Here is a 22561-nt window from a genome sequence, read left to right as displayed (position 1 = left end):
TTTCAAAACAGCAAAAGCCGTACCAAAAATGGATGTACGGGCTGTTTATACGCAGGTTTAGTCCTGCCGTGAGTCCGGGTTAACCAGATTCGGTGGTGTTTCGCCATTATTACCGGCTTCAAAGATCTTGGCAGCAAGTTGTGACATGGCAAGTTTCTGTTTCATGGGTGGACGACCGATTATGCGGGTGTTGATACAACATTTTTCATTTTTAAAAGTGGATTGTCTGGATCAACCGGTTTCATTTTCAAATTACATTCAAGGCCGGCAGCTGTGATGTCACCGTTTTTGAAGCGCTTCGATCAATTCCGCTTCACGACTGTTTGACCACGGGAGCCGTTAATGAATATGGCCGATTTTTTCATAAACTGAAATTCGCGTTTTCCGATCATTCTCTCGGTTTCCGGTGTCAGAGGCGTGATCATGCAGACGAAATCGGATTCTTCCAGTAATTCATCGAGACTGCGGTATCCGGCGTCAAATGTTTCCTCGGCATCAGGTTTCCGGCTGCGGCTGTGGTATAAAATGTCCATATCAAAACCGAAATGCCCTCGTTGTGCGATTGCTTTACCGATCCGCCCCATCCCGATGATGCCTAACGTTTTATGGTGTACATTGAGACCATATTGGTCGCTTTCGATTGATTCGATCTGCCACTCACCGTTTTTGACGAATTGATCTAATTCCGGAATACGTCTGGCGGTGGCGACCAGAATGCCGAAAACTGCATCCGCCACTGTATCGGTAAGGATTCCGGGTGTGTTGGTGGCCATGATGTTTCGTTTCGTCATATTATCCAAATCCAGGTTGTTGTATCCGACAGAGACGTTACTGACAATTTTCAAGTTCGGAGCATTGTCCAGCAGTTCAGCATCGACAGGCAATTCGAGTCCGATGATTCCTTCAGACTGCCGTAAATGCTCCAGAAATGCCGGATCGTTTTTTGTGTCGATGTCTTTAAAAAAACGAACGTCATACCTTTTTCTCAAATCATCCAATACCGGCTGTTCGACACGGTTGTACGCTGTTATTTTTTTCGTCAAAACAATCCCTCCGTTTCACGTTATCAAATAATAGGCTCTTATTAAGGCTATTTTTAAAAGATTACTAGTCTGACACAAAATCCATAAACTGCGACGTAATTACTGGAAAGTCTTCCTTGCAGCCTACCTGGACTGAGTGTTGGTTCGTCGCTGCGGAAAAATACTGGGTGCTCGTCGTGTTGCAAGTGCTTTCGATGAGGCAGCACTCCTCGCAACTCGCAGATTACTCGGTGGATGTTTTGCTCGTCGCTTTCCGCGGGGAACGCTTCAGCCTCCTCGCTCGCGGGCCAACACGATGTTGGTCACAAAGGCGTTGCCACAGGACGTGGCGAATTTAGCCTTTGTTCCTTGACCGCTCGCTGCGGGGTCTTCAGACTGTTCCTTTCCCGCAGGAGTCTCGCATTTTTCCGCAGCTTTGTGTTGTGTTCTGTCCAAGTGAGAGAAACCCCGTTAACTTTTTCGTGGTTTAAAACATGCAATATGCAGAACATCAATATCAGCGGAGCGTATTTCCGGAGCGTTATTATTGCACTCAATTTTTCAGTGTGTCGCAGTTTATATCACGACGAAAGGCTAAAGAACAAAAATTTACGAAAAGAGCCTTTCTTCAAAAATAGACGCAAATGCTCCTTGAGTCAATTAATTTTAAATTATCAAAATTCCAGTTGACAATGATACATAACTAAATTAAGATAGGGATAAGATGTTCATTGTCGACAATCGACATAAGTGCTTAACTTAAAAGAAGGGAGTAATTGGGTTTTGCAACCATATGATCATAACGTCATTATGCAAAAACCATTAAGTGAACTCATTGCTGACCAGATAAAGCGGAAAATTTGGAATGAGGAAATTCAATTTGGTGAGCGTTTACTGGAAACAGAACTTGCAGAAACCTACGATGTGAGCCGCAGCACGATACGGGAAGCACTGAAAATTCTCGAAAGTGAAGAACTGGTTGTCAGCCAGGCACGAAAAGGTACCTATGTTGCTGATTTTACTGATCAGGATGCAAACGAAATGATTGAGCTGCGCACGCTGATTGAGTCGCATGCCTTTATGCAGGCCATGCCGCGTCTGGAATCTGAGCACTTACAGAAATTAGAGGCGATTGTGAGCGAGATGAAGGAAAAAGCGGATGAAAAAGACTGGAATGGACTATTTGACCTTGATATGCAATTTCACAGTTTTGTTGTAGGTTTGTGCGGCAATTCAAGAATCATCAAAATTTATGATTCTCTTCAAGTACAGATCAGGACATTTCTCATGCATCTTGACAGGTACTATTCCAGTCCGCAGTCTTTTTATGATGAGCATAAACAATTGCTCGACGCATTAGTCTCGAACGATGTGCATACAGTGAATGGGAGAGTCAGGGAACATATCGAATACGTCGAGACAAAATTGCTCGGGCAATGATGCTATTAAATTTAAGGAGGCTAAACGTATGCGTAAACAATTTGCGAACGTCAAAACCCAACTGCCGGGACCTAAGGCAAAAGCATTGCTTGACCGGAGACATGATGCGGTTCCACATGGTGTCAGCTATGGTACACCGACATTTGTGGAATCCGCTAAAGGAGCACTCCTTAAGGACATTGATGGCAATCAATTTATCGACTTTGCCGGTGCAATTGGCGTCAACAATGTCGGCCACAGCCATGATACGGTTGTAAGCGCTCTGCAGGATCAGGCTCCAAAATACATTCATACCGGGTTCAACGTCATGATGTATGATTCGTATGTTGAGCTCGCGGAAAAACTGGCCGATCTGTCACCAGGCAGATTTGATAAAAAAGTGATGTTTTTGAACAGCGGGGCAGAAGCGAATGAAAATGCCGTGAAAATTGCCCGCAAGTATACGGGACGTCAGGCTGTCGTTTCGGTCTCCGGTGGATTTCATGGACGGACCTTGCTGGCGATGTCAATGACGGGAAAGGTTAAACCGTACAAATACGAATATGGACCGTTTGCCCCGGAAGTCTATCATGCACCATTCCCGTACAATTATCGTCGCCCTGAGGGTATGAGTGAGGAAGCTTATACGGATGAACTGCTCAAACGGGTAGAGGACTTTTTCATTACGGAAGTCGACCCGTCTCAGGTAGCTGCCTTCTTTATGGAACCGGTTCAGGGTGAAAGCGGCTTTATTATCCCGAGTAAAAAATTTGTTCAAGGGGTATATGAACTGTGCAAGCAGCATGGCATCCTGTTTATCGCTGATGAAATTCAGACAGGGTTTGGCCGGACCGGTAAATATTTTGCGATGGAACATTTTGGTGTGGAGCCGGATTTAGTCACGGTTTCCAAATCAATGGCAGCCGGCCTGCCAATCAGTGGCATAATCAGCCGGCAGGAAGTGATGGATTTCGCTCAAAAGGGTGAGCTGGGCGGAACCTATTGCGGAACGCCGCTTGGCTGCCGTGCAGGTTTGGCCGTTCTTGATGTCATGGAAAATGAAAATTTGAATGATCGGGCAGTTAAGATCGGCGAAAAGGTGATGGATAAGTTCGGCAAAATGTACGACCGATTTGATGGCATTGGTGATTACCGCGGACTCGGTGCCATGTGTGCATTGGAGTTTGTCAAAGACCGTGACACAAAAGAACCGGATAAAGACATGACCGCTCAGGTATTGAAGGAAGCACGCGAACGTGGCCTTATCGCCTTGAACGCTGGTGTCTATGATAATGTTGTTCGTCTATTGATGCCACTTGTGACTACAGATGAACAGCTTGAAGAAGGCCTTGATATTCTGGAAGAGGCAATCGAAGCAGCAACAGCAAGTGTGAAAGTTTAAGCATCCCGATTTTCGGATAAAGTTCTGAAAAAGGCTGGTACAACGGAAAAATAGTCTATGAATCTATGATGTGTATCAGCCTGCTAATTTTCAAGATGGGAGTGATGCAGAAATGGGCGGGTAAAAACAAAAACTATTAATGAGTATTAATGTGAATGGGCAGGCAGCGAACTTGATACGATGATGTTGTGAATCCGCAAATGGTGAAGTTGTCGGGACAGTTCCTTATGGCGGTGAAAAAGAAGCAGAAAAGGCAGTTGACGCAGCGTATGAAGCATTTCTGTCATGGTCGAACTGACGGCTTATGACCGGGGCAGGCTACCTGGAAAAAATTGAATCAGCTGATGCTTGATTAATCAGGAAAGATATGGCCAGGATTATGACGCTTGAAATGGGCAAACCGATTAAATGAAATCAAGAGGGAGTGAAATTATGCCGCTTCTTTCATTAAATGGTTTGCTGAGGAAGGGAAACGGATTTACGGTGACACCGTTCCAACGCATGCAGCAGGCAAACGTCTGCAAGTATGGAAAAAACCGGTCGGTGTGGTGACGGCCATTACACCATGGAATTTTCCGGCCGCCATGCTGACACGCAAAATGGGACCTGCGCTTGCATCAGGGTGCACGATTATCATGAAGCCATCAAGTGACAGCCCGCTGACTGCTGTTAAACTGATGGAACTTGTGGAGGAGGCTGGTTTTCCAAAAGGGGTTGTCAACCTTGTAACAGGTTCATCTTCCAAGATTGCTAAAGTATCCATGGAAAGCAGCAAGGTCCGTAAAGTCACATTCACTGGCTCAACAGAGGTCGGCAAAACATTAATCCGTCAAAGTGCGGATCAGGTGAAGAAATTGTCACTTGAACTTGGCGGTCATGCACCGCTCGTTGTCCTGGATGATGCAGACGTCGATCTGGCAGTAAAAGGCACGGTCACATCCAAGTTCCGGAATGCAGGGCAAACTTGTATTTGCGCCAACCGGATCTATGTGCAGGAAGGCATTTATAACAAGTTTGTCGATAAGCTGACAGAAGCTGTTAAGGAATTAAAAGTCGGCGATGGGATGGATGATTCCGTTCAGATCGGTCCGCTGATTAATCAGGACGGACTCGATAAGGTGAAACGCCATGTTGATGATGCTGTCTCCAAAGGGGCTGAAGTGGTAACCGGTGGTGACGCCCTTACCGAATACGACGGTCACTTTTACCAGCCGACGGTTATCAAAGATGTCGATCAATCAATGGTTGTGATGCAGGAAGAAACGTTTGGCCCGGTAACCCCTGTTGAAAAAATCACATCTGATGACGAAGCGGCTAAATTGGCGAATGACACGCCGTATGGTCTCGCAGCGTATGTATTTACGGAAAATGTATCCCGGGGTCACCAGCTGATTGAAAAACTTGATTTTGGCATTGTTGGCTGGAATGATGGCGGTCCATCTGCCGCACAAGTACCATTCGGCGGTATGAAAGAAAGCGGTATTGGCCGTGAAGGCGGACATGAGGGCATCGAAGAATTTGTTGAGTCCCAATATGTATCGATTGGTATGAAATAATACCGCAGAAAGGACTGTTGCCAAGTGAAAGAGGCGATTGAAACATTGAACGCCCCAAAACCAAGTGGTCCATATTCACAGGGTGTGAAGACAGATTCATTGATCTTTGTTTCCGGTCAGGACGGTGTAAAGGCAAATGGTGAATCAGTTGGCGCTTCGATTGCTGCACAAACCGCTGCCAGTCTGGAAAATATAAAAAGTATACTGGCAGAGAAGGATGCAGGATTGTCAAATCTCGTATACGTGACCTGCCATTTATCCGATTTGAATGAGGAAACGGTCCAGGGATTCAACAAAGCCTATGAATCTTATTTTGAGGATGTTGACGTGAAACCGGCACGCATTACAATTGGCAGCCAGCTGCTGGAAACCGACGTTGAAATCACAGCGATCGCATCCGTTGACTGATAAGACACCAGGAGATTGCCTCTAAGGTAATTGCTGGTTTGCAATGCAGAAAAAATGATGATTGACCCTTTTAGAAAACTTCGGCAGACGCCCCTGAGCGTGTGCCAAAGTTTTCTTAACCGATTCATCTCTTCTTACTTTTGGGAAGTTTGATAGACCATATGGCAGGGGGGATCAATTTGGCAACCACGTATAATGATATACAAACAAAGGCACAGGCAATGTTTGGGCAGATATCAGCGTGGCGGCAGCATTTTCATAAATGGCCGGAATTAAGTTTTCAGGAAGTGGAAACGTCACGCTTTATCGCCGAAGCTTTGGAGAAAATCCCTGGTATGCACGTTGAATCAGGTGTGGGTTACCCAACGGCAATATTGGGAACGATTTCATCCGGTTCCGGACCAGTTATTGCGATCCGGGCAGATATGGATGCACTCCCAATCCAAGAGGCGAATGCATGTCATTACCGGTCAGAACATGAAGGCGTTATGCATGCATGCGGACATGATGCACATTCGGCAATCGGTTTGGGTGTTGCCAGTTTGATAGGAAACTTATTTCAAAACGGTGAACTGGAAGGAACCGTTAAATTTTTATTCCAGCCCGCCGAGGAGAAGGCAGATGAGCATGGATCAACCGGTGCCCCCTATATGATCAGAAAAGGCGTCTTGAATGATGTGGATCGTGTTCTCGCTCTCCACATGAGCCCTGAAGATCAGGTTGGAAGTGTCAAAGTCCATGATGGGTACAGTATGGCCAATGTCGATGTATTTGAAGCGACGGTCCGTGGAAGCGGCGGTCATGGTGCGTATCCCCATCTGGGAGAAGATCCGATCTGGATGCTTGGCCCGGTCTTACAGGCATTGCATGGTATTGTCGCACGCCGGGTTTCCCCTCTAGATTCGGCAGTCGTAAGCGTAGGCAGTATTCAAAGCGGATCTGCGGGTAATGTCATTCCATCCGAAGTTCATGTAAAGGGGACCATGCGCAGCTACCATCCTGATGTCCGTGAATTGCTGCATAAGGAATTGGATAAAGCCTTTTCCCTGGTCAGATCTTTGGATGGTGATTATCAATTGGCGATAAAGCCTGAGGATCCCGCGTTATATAATGATCAGGACGTGAATCGGATGATCCGTGAGACATTCAAAGATCTTTATCCTGACTTCGAATTGCTTGATAGGCCGTTTGGATTAGGAGGCGAGGACTTTGCTCATATGACACAGATTGTACCAGGAGCGATGTTCTTTTTGGGGTGTGCAGTGGGGGATGAACAGTCCCGTGATTTGCATACACCTCATTTTGATATCGACGAGAATGTATTGCCAATCGGTGTCTCGATTTTGGCGGAAAATGTGAGACGTTTTTTGGCTGAAAAGAAATAATGGATGAGGATACTTAATTGAACGGCTGCTGCACAGTATGGTCAGGCTGAATTTTATTCGGGAAAATCTTAGAATCGTGCGGCGGGCGACTCAAACCGTGCGAGATCAGCACCAAACCGTGCGGCAAGAGGTTCAAACCGTGCGAGAGCAGCCCCAAATCGAGCGAGGTCAACACCAAATCGTGCGACGGATGACTCAAATCGTACGACAGCAGAAGACATCGCACAACACGCCGGAAATTCACACGACACAAGATTGACTTGCGTAACTACTCTATCACAAAATCACCCAGCCCAAAGCCAAAGGGGGTATAGCATGACAGCTAAACCAGTCACTCAACGTGATGTTTGGGAGGCAAAGCAACGTATCGCGCCTATCATATCAAGATCACCGTTAATTTATTCAGAAACACTATCAAAGCTGACAGGTTCGACGGTTCATTTAAAGCTGGAAAATCTTAACCCGAGTCATTCGTTTAAAATCAGGGGAGCGGCAAATAAGATTTTTAGTTTATCGCCGGAAGAACTAGAACGTGGTGTGACAACATTTTCGACAGGTAATTTTGGTATGAGTGTTGCCTATATTGCAAAACAGTTTGGTATTAGAGCCATCATTTGTATTTCCAATCGGGTGCCAAAAGCTAAAGTCGATGCATTAAAAAGCTCCGGTGCACAGATTGAAATATATGGTGAGTCTCAGGATGATGCTGAACATCGCAGTTATCAGCTGGAAAAAGAGCATGGTCTGACCGTTGTGCATCCGTTTGATGATAAGCACATTATCGCCGGTCAGGGCACAATTGGACTCGAATTGCTCGACGACTTGCCTTTAGTTGATACGGTCGTTGCGGGGTTATCCGGAGGCGGCATGCACTCAGGACTGGGGGTCGCATTGAAATCCGCTGACCCGGCTATCGAGGTTATCGGTATCTCGACAAAAAGAGGTAATGCCATGTATGAAAGTATCCAACAAGGCAAACCCGTCACGGTGGAAGAGCAGGATACACTGGCTGATAGTTTACTTGGCGGAATCGGTTTAGACAATCGCTACACCTTTGATATGGTCCGGCAATATGTTGATGACATCCAGCTGATCGACGAGGATCAGATAGCACAGGGGATGGCCTTCATGCTGGATCAACACCGGATGATGGTTGAAGGTGCGGCCGCATCAGGTATCGGCGCCATTTTAAATAACCGCATCAAGCTGGGATCCCATGCGGTTGTTGTCATTAGCGGCTGCAGTGTTGATACAGCGACTATGATGGACATCATGACTAATTATTCAGATGCCATTCCCAAATAGGTATCGGTACTGGTTTCCGGCAAGCAAATCTCGTTATGTCCTGTACATCGTAAATCCCTGTGCTGCCAGCGGGAAACCCCAGCTAAATACATACGTCATTTTCAGCTTATAAGGAGGTTTTAAGGTGAGCAAGATGCTATATAATGATCAGATCATGGAACGGGAAAATAGAGTTGATATTGAAGATCGCGGCTATCAATTCGGTGATGGTATTTATGAGGTCATCGGTGTGTATGACGGGGAGCCGCTGATGATGGATGAACATATGGAACGCTTGGAAAGAAGTGCCCGTGAGCTCCGGCTCCGATTGCCTGCATCGACTGCAGAATTAAAAAACAACCTCGGGAAGCTTGTGGAAGCGAATAACTTGGAAGAAGGCATTATTTATATGCAAGTATCACGCGGTATAGCATCCCGTGAACATGCGTTTCCAAATCCGGAAACCCCGGCTGTAACGGTTGCCTACACACGTGAGGAAGAACGCCAGTCAGACGTCGAGGATAAGGGAGCAAAAGCAGTGCTCACAGAGGATATCCGCTGGCTGCGCTGTGATATTAAAACGCTTAATTTGCTGCCTAACGTCATGGCGAAGCAAAAAGCGGTTGAGAGTAATGCCGTTGAAGCGTTTTTGCATCGAGGTGATATTGTCACGGGAAGCAAGTGCATCGAACGTTTTTATGGTGAAAGACGGTGAGCTTTATACACATCCGGCTGACAATTATATTTTGAATGGCATTACCAGAAGAAAAATCATTCAATTATGTGACCAGCTAAATTTAAAGGTAAATGAACAAATATTTACAGTCGATGATTTGCTTAACGCTGATGAAGTATTTATTTCAGCAACAAAACAGGATATCATTCCGATTTTAAAAGTTGATGATCACACCATCGGTAATGGGGAGCCGGGTGAAATAACCAAGCAGGTTTTACAGGCGTTCCGTTCACTGTACGAACAAGGTGTCAGGAACCAGGTTTAACGGGAAGGTTGCTATCTTCCCGTTAACTCAAATAAGATAGATTGCATCATGAAGGAGGGGTTCTTATTGTCACATCCATCAACATTAACAGCCTATGGTCCAACAGTAGCGGAAGTTGATCTTGATGCATTTCAGGCGAATATCAGAACGTTAAAACATCGCGCCGGGAACAGCAAGCTCATGACTGTCATCAAAACAAATGCCTATGGTCACGGTGTTGTTCCTGTTGGTCATGCGGCCGTCAGCGCCGGGGCAGATCGCCTTGGGGTGACGATGGTTGAGGAAGGTGCACAGCTTCGTGCGGATGGCATCGATGTTCCCATTCACATTTTGAGTTCGATTATGAGCTGGCAGGCAGCTGATCTCGTGGCATATGATCTCACGGCATCTGTTTCGTCGCTGGATTTGGCAAACGCGCTGAGCAGGGAAGCCGTAGCGCAGAATAAGAATGTCCCGGTGCATTTAAAAATTGATACAGGCCTTCACCGATTTGGCATCCGGCCTGAAGATGCCATTGAATTTTGTAAGGTCTGCTATGATTTGCCGGGACTTGACTGGGAAGGAATTTATACGCATTTTTCCAGTGCTGATGAAGGCGAATGGCAAACGACCGAAGAGCAATTTGCTTTATTTTTGGAGACGATTGAAACATTAAAGCAGCACGGCTACCATTTTCCCATCCGTCATGCCGGAGCCTCCACAATTGCCATTGAACGACAGGATATGTATCTGGATATGATCAGGCCCGGAGTTGCCTTATTTGGATATCCTCCTGAAATGCGGCAGGATCATATGATTTCATTGAAACCGGTGATGGGCTTGAAGTCCCGGCTCCTGCATGTACATGACCTTCCCCCGGGTACACCGGTCGGCTACGGTGGCAGCTATGTTACAACAGGTTATGAAAAAGTAGCTGTCGTTCCGATCGGACATGGAGACGGTTACCATCGTGCCCTTTCCAACAATGGTCAAATGCTTGTGCAAGGCCACCGTGCGGAAATAATTGGAGAAGTGTCACTGGATCAAACATTAATCAATGTAACCGGTATACCGGATGTGAAAGATGGCGACGAAGTGGTTTTAATGGGGAGACAGAAAAATGATTCCATTTCTGCACGTGAAATCGCCGGCTGGATGGGGAGTATTGTCGATGAAGTGCTGTCAGGTTTAAAAGAACGGGTTGAAAGAATCTATAAATAAGTTTATAATCACAATAAATATCTGAAAATTAAATAAATACAGGGGGGGGAGAATTTATGGACTTCTTATCAGTCATTCCACCGATTGTAGCTGTCGTTTTGGCTATCGTGACAAAGCGTGTACTGCTGTCATTATTTATCAGTATTTGGGTAGGCGGTTTAATTGCAGCGGGTGGTAATCCGTTTGCGGCAGTCAGTGTCACGTTCACCTGGATGAAAGATGTCATGATTGACCCGTGGAACGCCCGCTTTCTTGTGATGACCGCCTTGCTTGGCTGTGGCGCCGCATTCATGTTTAAAACGGGCGGATCACAAGGGCTCATCAACGTTTTGGAGAAAAAATTAACCACTGCAAAAAGAGTTCAATTTTTATCGTACTTCTTGGGACTCATCATCTTCTTTAATGACTACGTGAATTCGGTCATTGTTGGAAACGCCTCAAAGGACATCGCTGCTAAACATAAAATCTCGAGGGAAAAATTATCATATGTACTTGATTCAACAGCTGCGCCAATCGCTACAATTGGTCCTGTTTCCGACTGGATTGGCTTCCAGGTATCATTGATTGCCGGTGCGTTTGCGAGCCTTGCCATTGTCGGATTGGAGCCATATTTTGCCTTTTTGCAGTCGATTCCGTGGAACTTTTATGCCATTCTTTGCTTGTTAGCGGTTCCGATGATTATTTTGGGAAAAGATTTCGGGCCGATGGCAAAAGCGGAAGAACGGGCCCAAAAAACGGGTAAGCTTATACCCGATGGTGCAACACCGCTGTCTTCGGTTGATCAAGATTTGGGAGAGCCGCATACGAAAGATGGCAGTGTCTGGAATTTTATTCTGCCGCTGGTAGCACTGATTTCGGTCAGCATGTGGGGCCTATGGTATTCAGGCGGTGGGGCCGAGGGTAATTCAATAATGGATGCTTTGGCTGAAACCGATGTTTCGGTTGCCCTGACATGGGGTGCATTTGCGATGACACTGATGGGACTTATCCTGGCACTGATCCAGGGTATGAGCCTAAAGGATTGTGAAGATACGCTGCTTGGTGGTGTCAGGACGATGCTGCCGGCGCTGATTATTATTATCCTTGCATGGTCAATCGGTACAGTCACCTCAGCGCTTGGCACTGCTGAATTCGTTGTTTCTGCAACAGAAGGATGGATGACGGCAGCACTATTGCCTTTCCTGATTTTCATTATTTCAATGTTTATCTCATTCGCAACCGGCACGTCTTGGGGAACCATGTCCATTTTGACTCCAATTGCCATACCATTAGCGTTTACGTTTGGTGGTGAAGAAATGATTCCGATTGCGATTGGTGCTATTTTTGCCGGTTCGATTTTCGGGGATCATGTGTCACCGATATCGGATACAACGGTTATGGCATCCATATTTGCAGAGTCAGATCACATAGCCCATGTGAATACACAGATACCCTATGCACTTGTGCCAGCCGGGATTTCCGGTGTGCTATATTTACTTTATTCCATCATTGGAAGCAGCATCGTTCTATTGGCAGCAGGTATTATTATTCAATTTTTCCTGCTCCGCTATTTGGGCAACCGGCATACGAAAAAATATGAGATCCCGGAAGACAAGGTAAGCTGAAAAATTGGGCAAAAAGGGTAAAATGAATTTGCTGATGTTCATTTGTTTTGATATGTGACAATAGCACTGAGATAATAGGTTTTTGTAAAATATATTGTTCTGGAAATTAACGTTTAAAGCCATTTCAGCCAATTTTTCACTTTTGCTCCAATCCGTGAAATAGGGTAAAATATAAACACATCAAATCGTAGAATAAGGGAGGGTGAAACATATGGAGGAAGTGCTTAAAAGCCTGGATAAGCGGATGGGGAATCTGGAGCAAATGGTCGAAAAAAACAGCCAAATCCTGGAGAAACACGGGGAAATTTTAAATGGGCAAGACCAAATGTTAAAAAGTCATAGTGAATTACTAAAAAGCCATGGTGAATTGCTGAAAAATCAAGGCGAAATGCTCCAGAATCAGGAAAAAAGGCTGGATCGACAAGAAAAAATGCTCGAAAATCAGGGAAAAAGGCTGGATCGCCAAGAAAAAATGCTTGAGAATCAGGAAAAAAGGCTAGATCGTCAAGAAAAAATGATGGAGCAAATTATTGATATGGTCGGCAAAAATAATGAACAAATGCATGTGTTGTCGGACAGACTTGATGGGCTGGAGAAAAAAGTGGATGATTTGAGTTTTGGCCTGAAAGCTCTCAATAAACGGATTTTTCAGGTGGAAGGCGAAGTGGAGCGGTTAACAAGTCCATAATACCAAGTTTAAAAACTGCACGTGTCTTATGGGTGCAGTTTTTAAATATCACCGATAAAAAAATATTGGTCCGGGCCATCACCGACAGATTCCTGAATATACGGGATAACCGGCTCTTCATCTCCTTCCTGGATGCTATCGATGATAACGACGAATCGCCAATCGTAATCAAATAAGTACAAAAAGTGCTGTCCGGTATGGAATCCGAGCGATGCAATTGTTGTTTCGGATGCGTTAGCATGTCCGGCTGTGTCACCCGGTGAAACAACACATGCATTTACAAGGAGTGAATGTTACCGTTCGTTTTGTACCGTAACGGCGAAATATTATACAATAGCATTATACAGATAAATGGAGGGAACGTCATGATTGAAAATCTTCAGGATACGGTAACATTAAACAATGGTGTGAAAATACCCGGATTCGGCTTGGGCGTATACAAAGTTGAAGATGGTGATGTTACCGTAGCATCCGTCAAAGCTGCACTGAAACATGGCTATCGCAGCATTGATACAGCATCATTTTATGATAATGAAAAAGGTGTCGGACAAGGCATCAGGGAATCCGGTGTTCCAAGAGAGGAGATCTTTGTCACATCAAAAGTCTGGAATGATGAACAGGGCTATGAAAGTACATTGCAAGCATTTGAAAAAAGTCTTGAAAAGCTTGGCATGGATTACCTTGATCTATACCTGATTCACTGGCCTGTCAAAGGAAAATTTAAAGATACATGGAAGGCGATGGAAGAGCTGTATGAAAAGGGAAAAGTCCGGGCGATTGGTGTGAGTAACTTCCATGTTCATCATCTGCAGGATTTGCTGGCGGATTGTCATGTGAAACCCGTTATCGATCAGGTTGAATATCATCCGCATCTGACACAGGAAAAGTTGAAAGCATTCTGTGAAGAAGAAAATATTCAGCTCGAGGCCTGGTCACCGCTAAAGAAAGGCAGATTGATGGATGAACCGATCATTTCAGGGCTTGCTGATAAATATAATAAAACATCTGCACAAGTCATATTGCGCTGGGATGTGCAAAACAACGTGATCACCATTCCAAAATCAACGCACGAACACCGGATACAAGAGAATGCGGATATTTTTGATTTTGAACTGACTGATGAGGAAATGAAAAAGATCTCAGGGCTAAACAAAGATGAGCGGACAGGGAAAAACCCGGACAGTTTCGATGAATAATACAGGTATCACTGCAAAAAAGGTAATGCTCTCTTTTTTATAAGGTAGAAAGTATAAAATTCAGGGTGATGCAGAAATCGTCTGTTTCGGCGATTTCACCCGATTTCTTCCAATCTGACTTCTGACCTCTGGCATCTGAAAAAACGCGTCAGCATTTATTCTTAAATAGGCCGTTACTAAGACATACTTGCAGCAGTAAGCGTGTCCTGAAACTCTTAAAAATTTTTACTCTTCTAACTTATTGTTGGTATATTTAAATTTATGACGATAGGCTTTATAATAATACATATGTCGTAATTTTTTGCACTATTTTCAGAATATTATTCATAGAAGAACAAGAGGGGAGTATATGATGGAGAAACAAAAGAAAACACTCTTTCAGCGCTTTTTGGATGTGGTGGAATTTATTGGTAACAAACTGCCGCATCCCATCACACTGTTTGCCATCTTAGCAGGATTGGTTCTTCTTTTGTCAGCTGCTTTACAGCCTCTGGGCATTAGTGTTGAACATCCTGGTGAAGAAGGCGAAATGGTCGAGATTAAGAACTTATTGAATGCTGAAGGGCTTGAATATATTTTTGGGAGTATGACGGATAACTTTATTGGTTTCGCACCGCTTGGTGTCGTGCTTGTAACGATGCTTGGTATCGGTGTAGCAGAGCGTACCGGATTAATCAGTGCGTTATTGCGTGGTTTTGTATTATCTGTGCCGACACGATTTATTACTCTCGGACTGGTTTTTGCCGGTATTATGTCCAGTGTGGCATCGGATGCAGGTTATGTTGTCCTGCCGCCGCTTGGTGCATTGATTTTTGCTGCAATGGGACGGCATCCGTTGGCCGGTCTTGCAGCCGCATTTGCCGGGGTATCAGCCGGGTTCAGTGCGAACCTGGTATTGTCCGGAACAGACGTTATGCTGAGTGAATTGACGATTGCTGCGGCATCAACCATTGACCCGGCCTATGCTGAAACGATGAACGTCGCGATGAATTGGTTCTTTATCGCTGCTTCCGTGTTTATCCTGACATTAATTGGTACTTGGGTAACGGAGCGTATTGTTGTTCCGCGCTTGGGTGTCTATCAAGGCGAGGATGCAGAGGAAGGTGCCGGTAATGAGGATCTTGAAGGCCTTAAGCCTGTCGAAAAGAAAGGGCTTATCTGGTCCGGTGTATCCTTGGTAGTTGGCCTGATTTTGACAGCTTTGCTTGTCTTGCCGGAAAATGCACCATTGCGTGGTACAGAAGGCAATTACATGGATCAGATTATTCAATCACCATTTATGAGTTCATTGGTGCCGATTATTGCAATTTTGTTCTTCATACCAGGGCTCGTTTACGGTATGGTGACTAAAGTGATCCGTAATGATAAAGATGTAGCGGGGCAAATGACTGATACGATGGCATCGATGGGGATGTTTATCGTTCTGGCTTTTACGGCAGGTCAATTCGTAGCCTATTTCAATGAATCCAATATGGGTACGGTGCTCGGTGTATATGGGGCGGAATTTTTGGACAGCATCAACTTAACCGGAATTCCACTGATTTTGCTGTTTGTGCTAATCACCGCATTTATTAACTTGTTTATTGGAAGTGCGTCGGCTAAGTGGGCTATGATGGCGCCAATCTTTGTGCCAATCATGATGCAGTTGGGTTATTCACCTGAACTGACACAAATGGCTTATCGTGTAGCCGATTCGACAACGAATATCATTACGCCATTGATGACCTATTTTGCCGTGATCATTGCGTTTGCCCAAAAATATGATAAGAAGATGGGTATAGGTACACTTGTTTCTGTCATGTTACCTTATTCACTGTACTTCCTGATCGGCTGGACCATTATGCTGGTAGCATGGATGCTGTTTGGCATTCCGCTCGGACCAGGTTCACCGATCGAATATGGTGGCTAATAAGAAAAAACACTGACGTGTCTTTTCAGATGCCAGAGGTCGGAGGTTGGATTGTAGAAATCGGCGAGTTAGTCGATTTCGAATTGAAAACCGAAATTTATTCTTGCTTACCTTATGAAAAAGTCCTTCTACACGCTTTGCGGGTGTGGAAGGACTTTTTGTGTGCTGGATGGATGGTGAGGGTACTCAAGGCCAACATTAACATTTGCAAAAAACGATGTTATTTGCGAGCGAGGAGGCTGAAGCGTTCCCCGTGGAAAGGGAGTATTTTTCCTTGGTGACGAACGAGACAGCCATTCTCACGTGCTTTTCATGCCAGATTTCACTTCCTTCCAAACGAGACAGCCATTCTCACGTGCTTTTCATGCCAGATTTCACTTCCTTCCGAACGAGACAGCCATTCTCACGTGCTTTTCATGCCTGATTTCACTTCCTTCCGAACGAGACGACCTTCTCTCGTGCTTTTCTATAGACTACGATATTAATAAGAAACAGAGCTTACAAAAAGAACTTCTCAAAAAAACAACCGGGCATGAATTCAACCCGGTTGTTTCCCGAACTTCTTTTATTCGTTATACGTAACGACGCGTCCCCACAGGTCCTTGGTTCCCCAAATGCCGCGGCGCAGCACTTCCAGCTGGACGATTTGGCTGTGGTCGACAAATACGTTCACTTCCGGCCCGTAATTCTTGATATACCATTCAAAGACGTCCGGATCGGCTGCTTCAAACATGACGTTTTCGGTGCCGAGTTCACGGGCGAACCGGGTGGCAATTTCGGTCCGCCATTTGCTGACACTTTCGGTAATGCCTTCTGATTCAATCATCAGCATATAGGCACCGGCGTCAAGGCAGCGTTTGCCGACTTCAATTGCTTGTGATGGGTCTGTGATGCCTTCCGCTTCATTTTGTTCGACCGTATTTGTGCCGCCTGCTCCGAATTGGACACCAATTTCCGGCTTGGCGAGGAGACCTTTTTTCTGTACTTTTTCAACGAGGCGGACAATGTCATCGGTTGGCATCGTAATAAATCCGGTTGAAATTTCAATAATGTCAAATCCAAGACGTTTACACTCATCAAGGTAATGGTCAACTGCTTCTGGACCTTGTGTCAGAACGGTTTCCATAAAGCCGCCTGTTGATACTTTGACATCATATTCATGTGCGAGGTCAAGCAGTTCCCGGAGTTTATCTTCCGGATACAACGTAAACGCACCGCCGGAAAACTTGAGAATGTCCACATAGTCACCCATTGTTTCCAGAATATCTCTTAAATATTGCTTACCCATGACAGCATAGTATGGGCCACGGATTTCAGTAAGTCCTTTATTGCGGGGTTTTTCCTGACGGCTGTTCATTCGGATACTTTGGAAAGCTCTTTGGTTACTCATATTATTCATCCTCCTCAAGTTTAATCTGACCAAGCAATTCCGTTAATTCGCTGACTTTCACATTTTCCAGGTTTTTAATCGTATCAGCGATTTTACCGGCAAGTGCACTGTCGATACCCTGTGTCAGTCCATTGTATTTTTCCATCAGGACATCCCAGCTGGCAGGCTGTGTTTTGAATCCCTGATAGTCGCGTTTTTCGACTTCAAAAATCTGTCCGTCGTTTGTTTCCAGTTCGATGCGGCAGGCCATTTCATCTGGGAAGCGATTGCTGTAGTCATCATCCGGTTTGACATTGACTTTTTGCAGCAGATTCTGGATGTCATCGCGCATGATACGCTCAGGTTCATACTGCTCAGGCATGACCTGGCCGTCCAGATAGGCAGCTGCGAGCATATATGGCAAGGAGTGGTCGGCTTCTTCTTTGTAGCGGATCCGTTTCTTGCCGCCTTCTTCACCGCCGCCGATAATGTTGTAGGCAACATCAAAGGTGGTGAGACGGATTTCTTTAATAGCTTCCGGTTTAATATTTTCACGGTCCCGAATTTCGAGCAATCCTTCAATGGATGATTGTGAGTGAATCTCAGCATTGAAGCGTTTGATGATTGTATCGGTGACACGTTCAAGATCTTCTTTTTCCCAATCGATTGCAAATTCGCCTGCAATCGTGTCCATGAATCCTTTATTGCCTTCAAAAACTTCTCTTGGTCCGGTAATGCCATATTTGGCAAGCATGCTCGCATGGATGGCACCCATTGCCGTGTTCGGATAAGCGAGCCCTTTCCAGTTTGACAATTCACCGGTTCGCGTAACTCTGAGGGAATTATATCCGGTGCCAGCGATTGAAATGGCATTGGCAATTTCAATGCTGTCGAGCCCCATGGCGTGGGATGCTCCGGCTGCTGCACCGTATTCGCCTTGAACGGTGTGATCGAATCCGTGTTTCCGGACCGGTGCCGCATCTGACAAACGGCATTGCACTTGATAAGCAATTGCCAGTGCGAGTAAAAAGTCTTCACCGCTTGTATCGGCATACTCGGCAGCTGCGAGCACCGGTGCTATATTATCAGATGGATGCCCCGTTTCTTCCTTAGCAAGATAAGAGTCGTTGAAGTCGAGATAGCGAATAGCTGCTCCATTAAAAAATGTCGCATAATCCGGTGTTGTTTTTCCTCCTCCGATAAGTGTCACAAGCGGTTCGCCGCCCAGATCTTCTGTCATACGGCGAATCTTCCTGACCGGCTCACCGCTAAGTGCGCCAATCGCAACACCGATTGAGTCCAGCACACGTCCTTTCAATGCTTCTTTTGCATCATCGGACAGCTTATTCCAATCGGCTTTATGCACCCAGTCGGCAAGCTGTTCGACCATTGTTGTTTCGTTTGACATGTGAATCACCTCCAAATTGATATATGGAAATGAAACCTCAGTGGCCACAAAGAGGATTCTATGAGGGAAGATTTAACCTCCCTTCACTTATTATGATATGACATTTAGTGATAAAAATAAATTATTTAAACTTATAAAAGTGATATTAAAAAATTATATGAAGTGATAAGTTAATATTTTACAGCTGCAACACAGACTTGTTTTTTATCTAAAGTTAAGAAAGTATATCATTTCAGGGGACTTTTTCAATCTTGAAATCGGCTAGTTCGCCGATTTCTTCAAGTCTGACTTCCGGCATCTGACCTCTGGAAAGACGAGGCCAGGCCTGAGTTTTTCTTATTGTACTTATTTGTTCATTTACAGAATAATATAATACTAGCATTCTGCGGGAGGGGCTCTATGCGGAAAATCGTGCTGGTTACCATTGCTGTGATCTTGTTTAGTGTTATCGTTTTGTGTTTTCGACAGTCACCAGAGGAACAGGCGGTTGAGGCAGTTGAAACGTTTTATACATATGAACAAAATGCTGACTTCTCGGATTCATGGGAGATGTTTCATCCTTATATGAAGGAAAAATTTGATAAACTTCACTATTTAACGGATCGTCCTCATGTGTTCATGAATCATTTTGATGTGACGACATTCGATTTTTCGCTGGGTGAAACGGTTGAAATAAAAGAATGGAAGCCCTCGAAAGATGCGGAGGCAATTGATGTTGTTTATAAGGTAATGGTCGAGATGCATTATAAAGGAAAATATGGGAATTTCACTTTGATTCAGCCTGTCTTTGCAACAGAACTTGAGGGTGAGTGGAAGGTTTTGTGGGATTATAAGGAATAATGATATTGTTTTATAGGCTTGCCCTACCCTTATCATCTTTTCCATAGAAGCTAAAAAAGGTGACATCCATTGTGAAAAATGAATACCACCTTTTTATTATCTATAAACTATTCACTTTCAACCCGATACAAATAAATGCGCAATGGCGACTGATTGTTTTCAAAGCTGCGTTCAAACGCAAGCTGATTTTCTTCATGGTTTTCAATCGGGAGTGCTGATAACACATAATCGCCGCCTAATTCACGGAGCGCGTCTGTGTTGATATCCAGGTTATCGAGCACCCTGTCGCTGTTTTTCGAGAATATATAGTTCTCGCCAAGCTCGGCAACATACATATACAATCGACCGCCCCACGTATCAAAATAGTTTTTAAGTGACGGATTTTTTTCCAGTTCCGGCTCGATGATTTCTCTGAATTGATACTTATAGTCAAGCGGGAAGCTGTTGTTGTACGTATCCAGTGTATAAAATCCGTTAAATTGGGCGATAGTTGGATGCATGGCGACGCTCACAACCTTGTAATCGGATTGATCTTCACCAATATAGCTTTCAATTGAGTCGAACAGTTCCTCGGAATAAAATTCTGCAAATGTTGGCATGTCGAGTCTGTCATACTTCAATTCTTCGTTGACCCAAAACACATTCAAACATTGAGTGATAATCAGGACGCTGACAACTGCCTTTCCGAGCCGCATATGTTTCCATAAAATCCACAGTGCCAGAGCAAAAGCGATATACCAGATCATCGGGTCCAAAAAATGGATCCGGGCGAAGTTGAAGGTATTGGCAACCATAAAATTATCTTTTACAACACGCAAGCCTTCCCAGTACCAGAGAGCATACCAGAACGACAGGGCTGCGTTAAACAGGACCAGGCCGATTAGCCATTTAGGTTTCAAACGCCGGTAAAGAGCCACAATCAGTGCTAATCCAATGACCGGCAGGATAATCGATGTATGGTTGGCCATATCATGCGTATGTCCGGTCGTGAAATTTTCGAAAGCCAGGCCGAATGTTCTCGACAGACTATTATAGCCGAGATCAAGGTCTTCACGATGCGAGGTGAAGCCTTCGCTGATGAACATCGCGTATAGAATCATATAATTTTTGATCATATAGATCGTTGTCATGCCGGCAATGGCTGTAAAAAATGCCCAGTTGCTCTGTTTGAAACGAATCCAATCAATCAGCCAAAGGACACCCATTAGCCCAAGGAAGAACACAAACGTCAGTATAAAGTTTGATAAAAACGGAATTAGCATTAAAACGAGCCAGTGATACCATGGTGCCTGCCACCTGAGGTCACGGATGGACAGGAATAAATGAAGCGCCAGTGGCAGTCCGGCGATGGAAAGCCATCCCGACGGCCAAAAAGGAAGCATGGCAAAAGCGAGAGAAACCCCCGTTACAATCCATTTGGAATCGATGAATCGCCTCAGGAGCAAATACATGCCAAAAAATCCGGCAAACCGCATAATCGTCTGGCCGATTGTATAGGCGGTCATTGGCTCAAACAGGACGTATAGCCACACCATGAAGTCAAATGGTGTGGCCAGTGTACTCCGGGGGAGCCCGTTTATAACATTCGGGAGCTCCGTCATCGAAAAAAATTGGCCGCTTTCTGCCAGCAATTTGTACCAGACAATGTTCGAATCCAGATTATCGTGGACGCGGATATGTGTGTCCTCACCCAGAATGTAATAGGGTGACAGATAAACCGCGATAATCAGACAGGCAACTAATATATGTTTATAGTTTGAAAAAATGTTTGATATGGTTGATGACATGATCCACATCCTTTTCTTCAATTCCATAAAACAAAGGCAAACGCAGGATTTTTTCGCTTTCGGCTGTTGTATAGATATCGCTTCCCGCAAATTGACCGAATTTCCTGCCGGCATGTGATGTATGCAGCGGGACGTAGTGCGTGACAGCCATAATACTGTGATCTTGCAAATAATCCATTAATTCGGAGCGCCTGTCCGTTTTGATATAAAACATATGCGCATTGTGTGTGCAATTCTCCGGGACATGAGGGAGCGAATCCGGTCCAAGTTCCCGGAGGCCGTTATAATATTTTTCCCACGTCTCTAAGCGATTAGCCATGATTTGCCCGGCGTGCTCAAGCTGGACCCAAAGGTATGCTGCGTTTACTTCGCTTAACAAATAGGAAGAACCAATATCACGCCATGAATATTTATCAACCATTCCTTTGACAAATTGCTTACGGTTTGTCCCTTTTTCCTGGAGGATTTCAGCCCGTTCAACAGCTTCCGGATGATTGATGACGAGCGCCCCACCTTCACCACATGTAATGTTCTTTGTTTCATGAAAGCTGAAGGTGCTGAAATGCCCAATGGTCCCGAGCTGTCTTCCATTATATGTACTCGTCAAAGCCTGGGCAGCGTCCTCAATGACCCATAAATCGTTCTTCTTAGCTATTTCCATAATAGCTTCCATATCACAGCCGATTCCGGCATAATGGACAACCACAATGGCTTTCGTGTTGTCAGTGATGGCTGCTTCAACAGCGGCCGGTGATATGTTCATCGTTTCCGGCTCCACATCCACGAACCGGATGTACGCTCCTCTCAGAGCGAAGGCATTTGCCGTTGAAACAAATGTATAAGACGGCATAATGATTTCATCGCCGGGTCCTGTCTCCGTTAAGAGTGCTGTCATTTCCAAAGCTGCTGTACAGGACGGGGTCAGAATAGCTTTTGAACAGTTAAGGTAATCTTCCAGCCAGTCGGTGCATTTTTTTCCAAACGGGCCATTGCCGGCGAGTTTTTGATTGGTAATGGCTTCCTGTATGGCGGTTTCTTCTTTTCCGATATGGCATGGTTTATTAAATTCCAGCAAATGAAACA

At 45.0% G+C, this 22561-nt stretch carries 20 protein-coding genes; 14 read left to right on the top strand and 6 right to left on the bottom strand.

Translation table 11 applies throughout. From position 1 onward, the window contains the following. Positions 1 to 302: 302 nt before the first annotated feature. On the bottom strand, positions 303 to 1043 hold the full coding sequence (locus tag Len3610_RS10930) for an NAD(P)-dependent oxidoreductase (protein WP_255259567.1): 741 nt from the start codon (positions 1041 to 1043) through the stop codon (positions 303 to 305). Positions 1044 to 1805: 762 nt separating this feature from the next. Between Len3610_RS10930 and Len3610_RS10925 the strand changes: the two genes are divergently transcribed. From Len3610_RS10925 to Len3610_RS10880, 11 genes are all read left to right on the top strand, one after another. Continuing rightward, complete coding sequence (locus tag Len3610_RS10925) at positions 1806 to 2462, top strand: GntR family transcriptional regulator (protein WP_255259566.1); 657 nt, start codon at positions 1806 to 1808, stop codon at positions 2460 to 2462. A gap of 28 nt (positions 2463 to 2490) precedes the next feature. Next, positions 2491 to 3843, top strand: coding sequence for a 4-aminobutyrate--2-oxoglutarate transaminase (gene gabT / locus Len3610_RS10920; protein ID WP_176447976.1), 1353 nt, complete (start codon positions 2491 to 2493; stop codon positions 3841 to 3843). 446 nt (positions 3844 to 4289) lie between these two features. Then, entirely contained in the window at positions 4290 to 5399 is a 1110-nt protein-coding gene (locus tag Len3610_RS10915; protein WP_369693691.1) for an NAD-dependent succinate-semialdehyde dehydrogenase, read from the top strand. A 24-nt stretch (positions 5400 to 5423) separates the two neighbouring features. Beyond that, positions 5424 to 5807, top strand: a complete 384-nt coding sequence (locus tag Len3610_RS10910; protein WP_176447975.1) for a RidA family protein — start codon at positions 5424 to 5426, stop codon at positions 5805 to 5807. Between the two features lie 179 nt (positions 5808 to 5986). Then, complete coding sequence (locus Len3610_RS10905; protein WP_255259565.1) at positions 5987 to 7192, top strand: M20 metallopeptidase family protein; 1206 nt, start codon at positions 5987 to 5989, stop codon at positions 7190 to 7192. 315 nt (positions 7193 to 7507) lie between these two features. Next, the gene (eutB, locus tag Len3610_RS10900; protein ID WP_176447973.1) at positions 7508 to 8497 is read left to right on the top strand and encodes a hydroxyectoine utilization dehydratase EutB; all 990 of its coding nucleotides are present in this window, start codon (positions 7508 to 7510) and stop codon (positions 8495 to 8497) included. Between the two features lie 133 nt (positions 8498 to 8630). Continuing rightward, on the top strand, positions 8631 to 9191 hold the full coding sequence (locus Len3610_RS21815; RefSeq protein WP_369693690.1) for an aminotransferase class IV: 561 nt from the start codon (positions 8631 to 8633) through the stop codon (positions 9189 to 9191). Further along, on the top strand, positions 9142 to 9477 hold the full coding sequence (locus Len3610_RS21810) for an aminotransferase class IV (protein WP_369693569.1): 336 nt from the start codon (positions 9142 to 9144) through the stop codon (positions 9475 to 9477). The genes Len3610_RS21815 and Len3610_RS21810 overlap by 50 nt, the downstream gene beginning before the upstream one ends. 66 nt (positions 9478 to 9543) lie before the next feature. Next, positions 9544 to 10677 carry an alanine racemase gene (gene alr / locus Len3610_RS10890; protein ID WP_176447972.1) on the top strand — a complete coding sequence of 378 codons (1134 nt, stop codon included), beginning with the start codon at positions 9544 to 9546 and terminating at the stop codon, positions 10675 to 10677. A 56-nt stretch (positions 10678 to 10733) separates the two neighbouring features. Further along, on the top strand, positions 10734 to 12281 hold the full coding sequence (locus Len3610_RS10885; RefSeq protein ID WP_176447971.1) for a Na+/H+ antiporter NhaC family protein: 1548 nt from the start codon (positions 10734 to 10736) through the stop codon (positions 12279 to 12281). A gap of 211 nt (positions 12282 to 12492) precedes the next feature. Beyond that, complete coding sequence (locus Len3610_RS10880) at positions 12493 to 12969, top strand: hypothetical protein (RefSeq protein ID WP_176447970.1); 477 nt, start codon at positions 12493 to 12495, stop codon at positions 12967 to 12969. Positions 12970 to 13010: 41 nt separating this feature from the next. On the opposite strand, the gene Len3610_RS10875 is transcribed toward Len3610_RS10880, so the two are convergent. After that, positions 13011 to 13151 carry a hypothetical protein gene (locus tag Len3610_RS10875; protein WP_176447969.1) on the bottom strand — a complete coding sequence of 47 codons (141 nt, stop codon included), beginning with the start codon at positions 13149 to 13151 and terminating at the stop codon, positions 13011 to 13013. 183 nt (positions 13152 to 13334) lie between these two features. Between Len3610_RS10875 and Len3610_RS10870 the strand changes: the two genes are divergently transcribed. After that, positions 13335 to 14165, top strand: a complete 831-nt coding sequence (locus Len3610_RS10870) for an aldo/keto reductase (RefSeq protein WP_176447968.1) — start codon at positions 13335 to 13337, stop codon at positions 14163 to 14165. A 352-nt stretch (positions 14166 to 14517) separates the two neighbouring features. Further along, the gene (locus tag Len3610_RS10865; protein ID WP_176449633.1) at positions 14518 to 16074 is read left to right on the top strand and encodes an AbgT family transporter; all 1557 of its coding nucleotides are present in this window, start codon (positions 14518 to 14520) and stop codon (positions 16072 to 16074) included. A gap of 565 nt (positions 16075 to 16639) precedes the next feature. Here Len3610_RS10865 and Len3610_RS10860 read toward each other — a convergent pair. Together Len3610_RS10860 and Len3610_RS10855 are read right to left on the bottom strand one after the other, a co-directional pair. Beyond that, a complete protein-coding gene (locus Len3610_RS10860) occupies positions 16640 to 17464 on the bottom strand; it encodes a phosphosulfolactate synthase (RefSeq protein ID WP_176447967.1) in 825 nt (274 codons plus the stop codon). A gap of 1 nt (position 17465) precedes the next feature. Beyond that, entirely contained in the window at positions 17466 to 18851 is a 1386-nt protein-coding gene (locus Len3610_RS10855) for an MmgE/PrpD family protein (protein WP_176447966.1), read from the bottom strand. Between the two features lie 399 nt (positions 18852 to 19250). Here Len3610_RS10855 and Len3610_RS10850 point away from each other — a divergent pair, with 399 nt between their 5' ends. Next, positions 19251 to 19691, top strand: coding sequence for a hypothetical protein (locus Len3610_RS10850; RefSeq protein WP_176447965.1), 441 nt, complete (start codon positions 19251 to 19253; stop codon positions 19689 to 19691). 107 nt (positions 19692 to 19798) lie between these two features. Here the strand turns inward: Len3610_RS10850 and Len3610_RS10845 are convergent, their stop codons facing one another. Both Len3610_RS10845 and rffA read right to left on the bottom strand, forming a co-directional pair. After that, the gene (locus Len3610_RS10845; protein ID WP_176447964.1) at positions 19799 to 21478 is read right to left on the bottom strand and encodes a DUF6044 family protein; all 1680 of its coding nucleotides are present in this window, start codon (positions 21476 to 21478) and stop codon (positions 19799 to 19801) included. Next, positions 21441 to 22553 (bottom strand): dTDP-4-amino-4,6-dideoxygalactose transaminase, encoded by a 1113-nt coding sequence (rffA, locus tag Len3610_RS10840; protein WP_176447963.1) that lies wholly within the window; start codon positions 22551 to 22553, stop codon positions 21441 to 21443. Before rffA ends, Len3610_RS10845 begins: the two co-directional genes overlap by 38 nt. Positions 22554 to 22561 lie beyond the last annotated feature (8 nt).

The sequence above is a fragment of the Lentibacillus sp. CBA3610 genome, from assembly GCF_013373365.1.
GTDB lineage: Bacteria > Bacillota > Bacilli > Bacillales > Amphibacillaceae > Lentibacillus.
This window is presented reverse-complemented; position numbering and strand designations above follow the sequence as displayed.

Bases quoted from the DNA above. Each gene is read 5' to 3' on its own strand.
- gabT (WP_176447976.1), top strand. From the start codon at position 2,491: ATGCGTAAACAATTTGCGAACGTCAAAACCCAACTGCCGGGACCTAAG.
- eutB (WP_176447973.1), top strand. From the start codon at position 7,508: ATGACAGCTAAACCAGTCACTCAACGTGATGTTTGGGAGGCAAAGCAA.
- Len3610_RS21815 (WP_369693690.1), top strand. From the start codon at position 8,631: ATGCTATATAATGATCAGATCATGGAACGGGAAAATAGAGTTGATATT.
- Len3610_RS10885 (WP_176447971.1), top strand. From the start codon at position 10,734: ATGGACTTCTTATCAGTCATTCCACCGATTGTAGCTGTCGTTTTGGCT.
- Len3610_RS10880 (WP_176447970.1), top strand. From the start codon at position 12,493: ATGGAGGAAGTGCTTAAAAGCCTGGATAAGCGGATGGGGAATCTGGAG.
- Len3610_RS10870 (WP_176447968.1), top strand. From the start codon at position 13,335: ATGATTGAAAATCTTCAGGATACGGTAACATTAAACAATGGTGTGAAA.
- Len3610_RS10865 (WP_176449633.1), top strand. From the start codon at position 14,518: ATGGAGAAACAAAAGAAAACACTCTTTCAGCGCTTTTTGGATGTGGTG.
- Len3610_RS10860 (WP_176447967.1), bottom strand. From the start codon at position 17,464: ATGAGTAACCAAAGAGCTTTCCAAAGTATCCGAATGAACAGCCGTCAG.
- Len3610_RS10855 (WP_176447966.1), bottom strand. From the start codon at position 18,851: ATGTCAAACGAAACAACAATGGTCGAACAGCTTGCCGACTGGGTGCAT.
- Len3610_RS10850 (WP_176447965.1), top strand. From the start codon at position 19,251: ATGCGGAAAATCGTGCTGGTTACCATTGCTGTGATCTTGTTTAGTGTT.
- Len3610_RS10845 (WP_176447964.1), bottom strand. From the start codon at position 21,478: ATGTCATCAACCATATCAAACATTTTTTCAAACTATAAACATATATTA.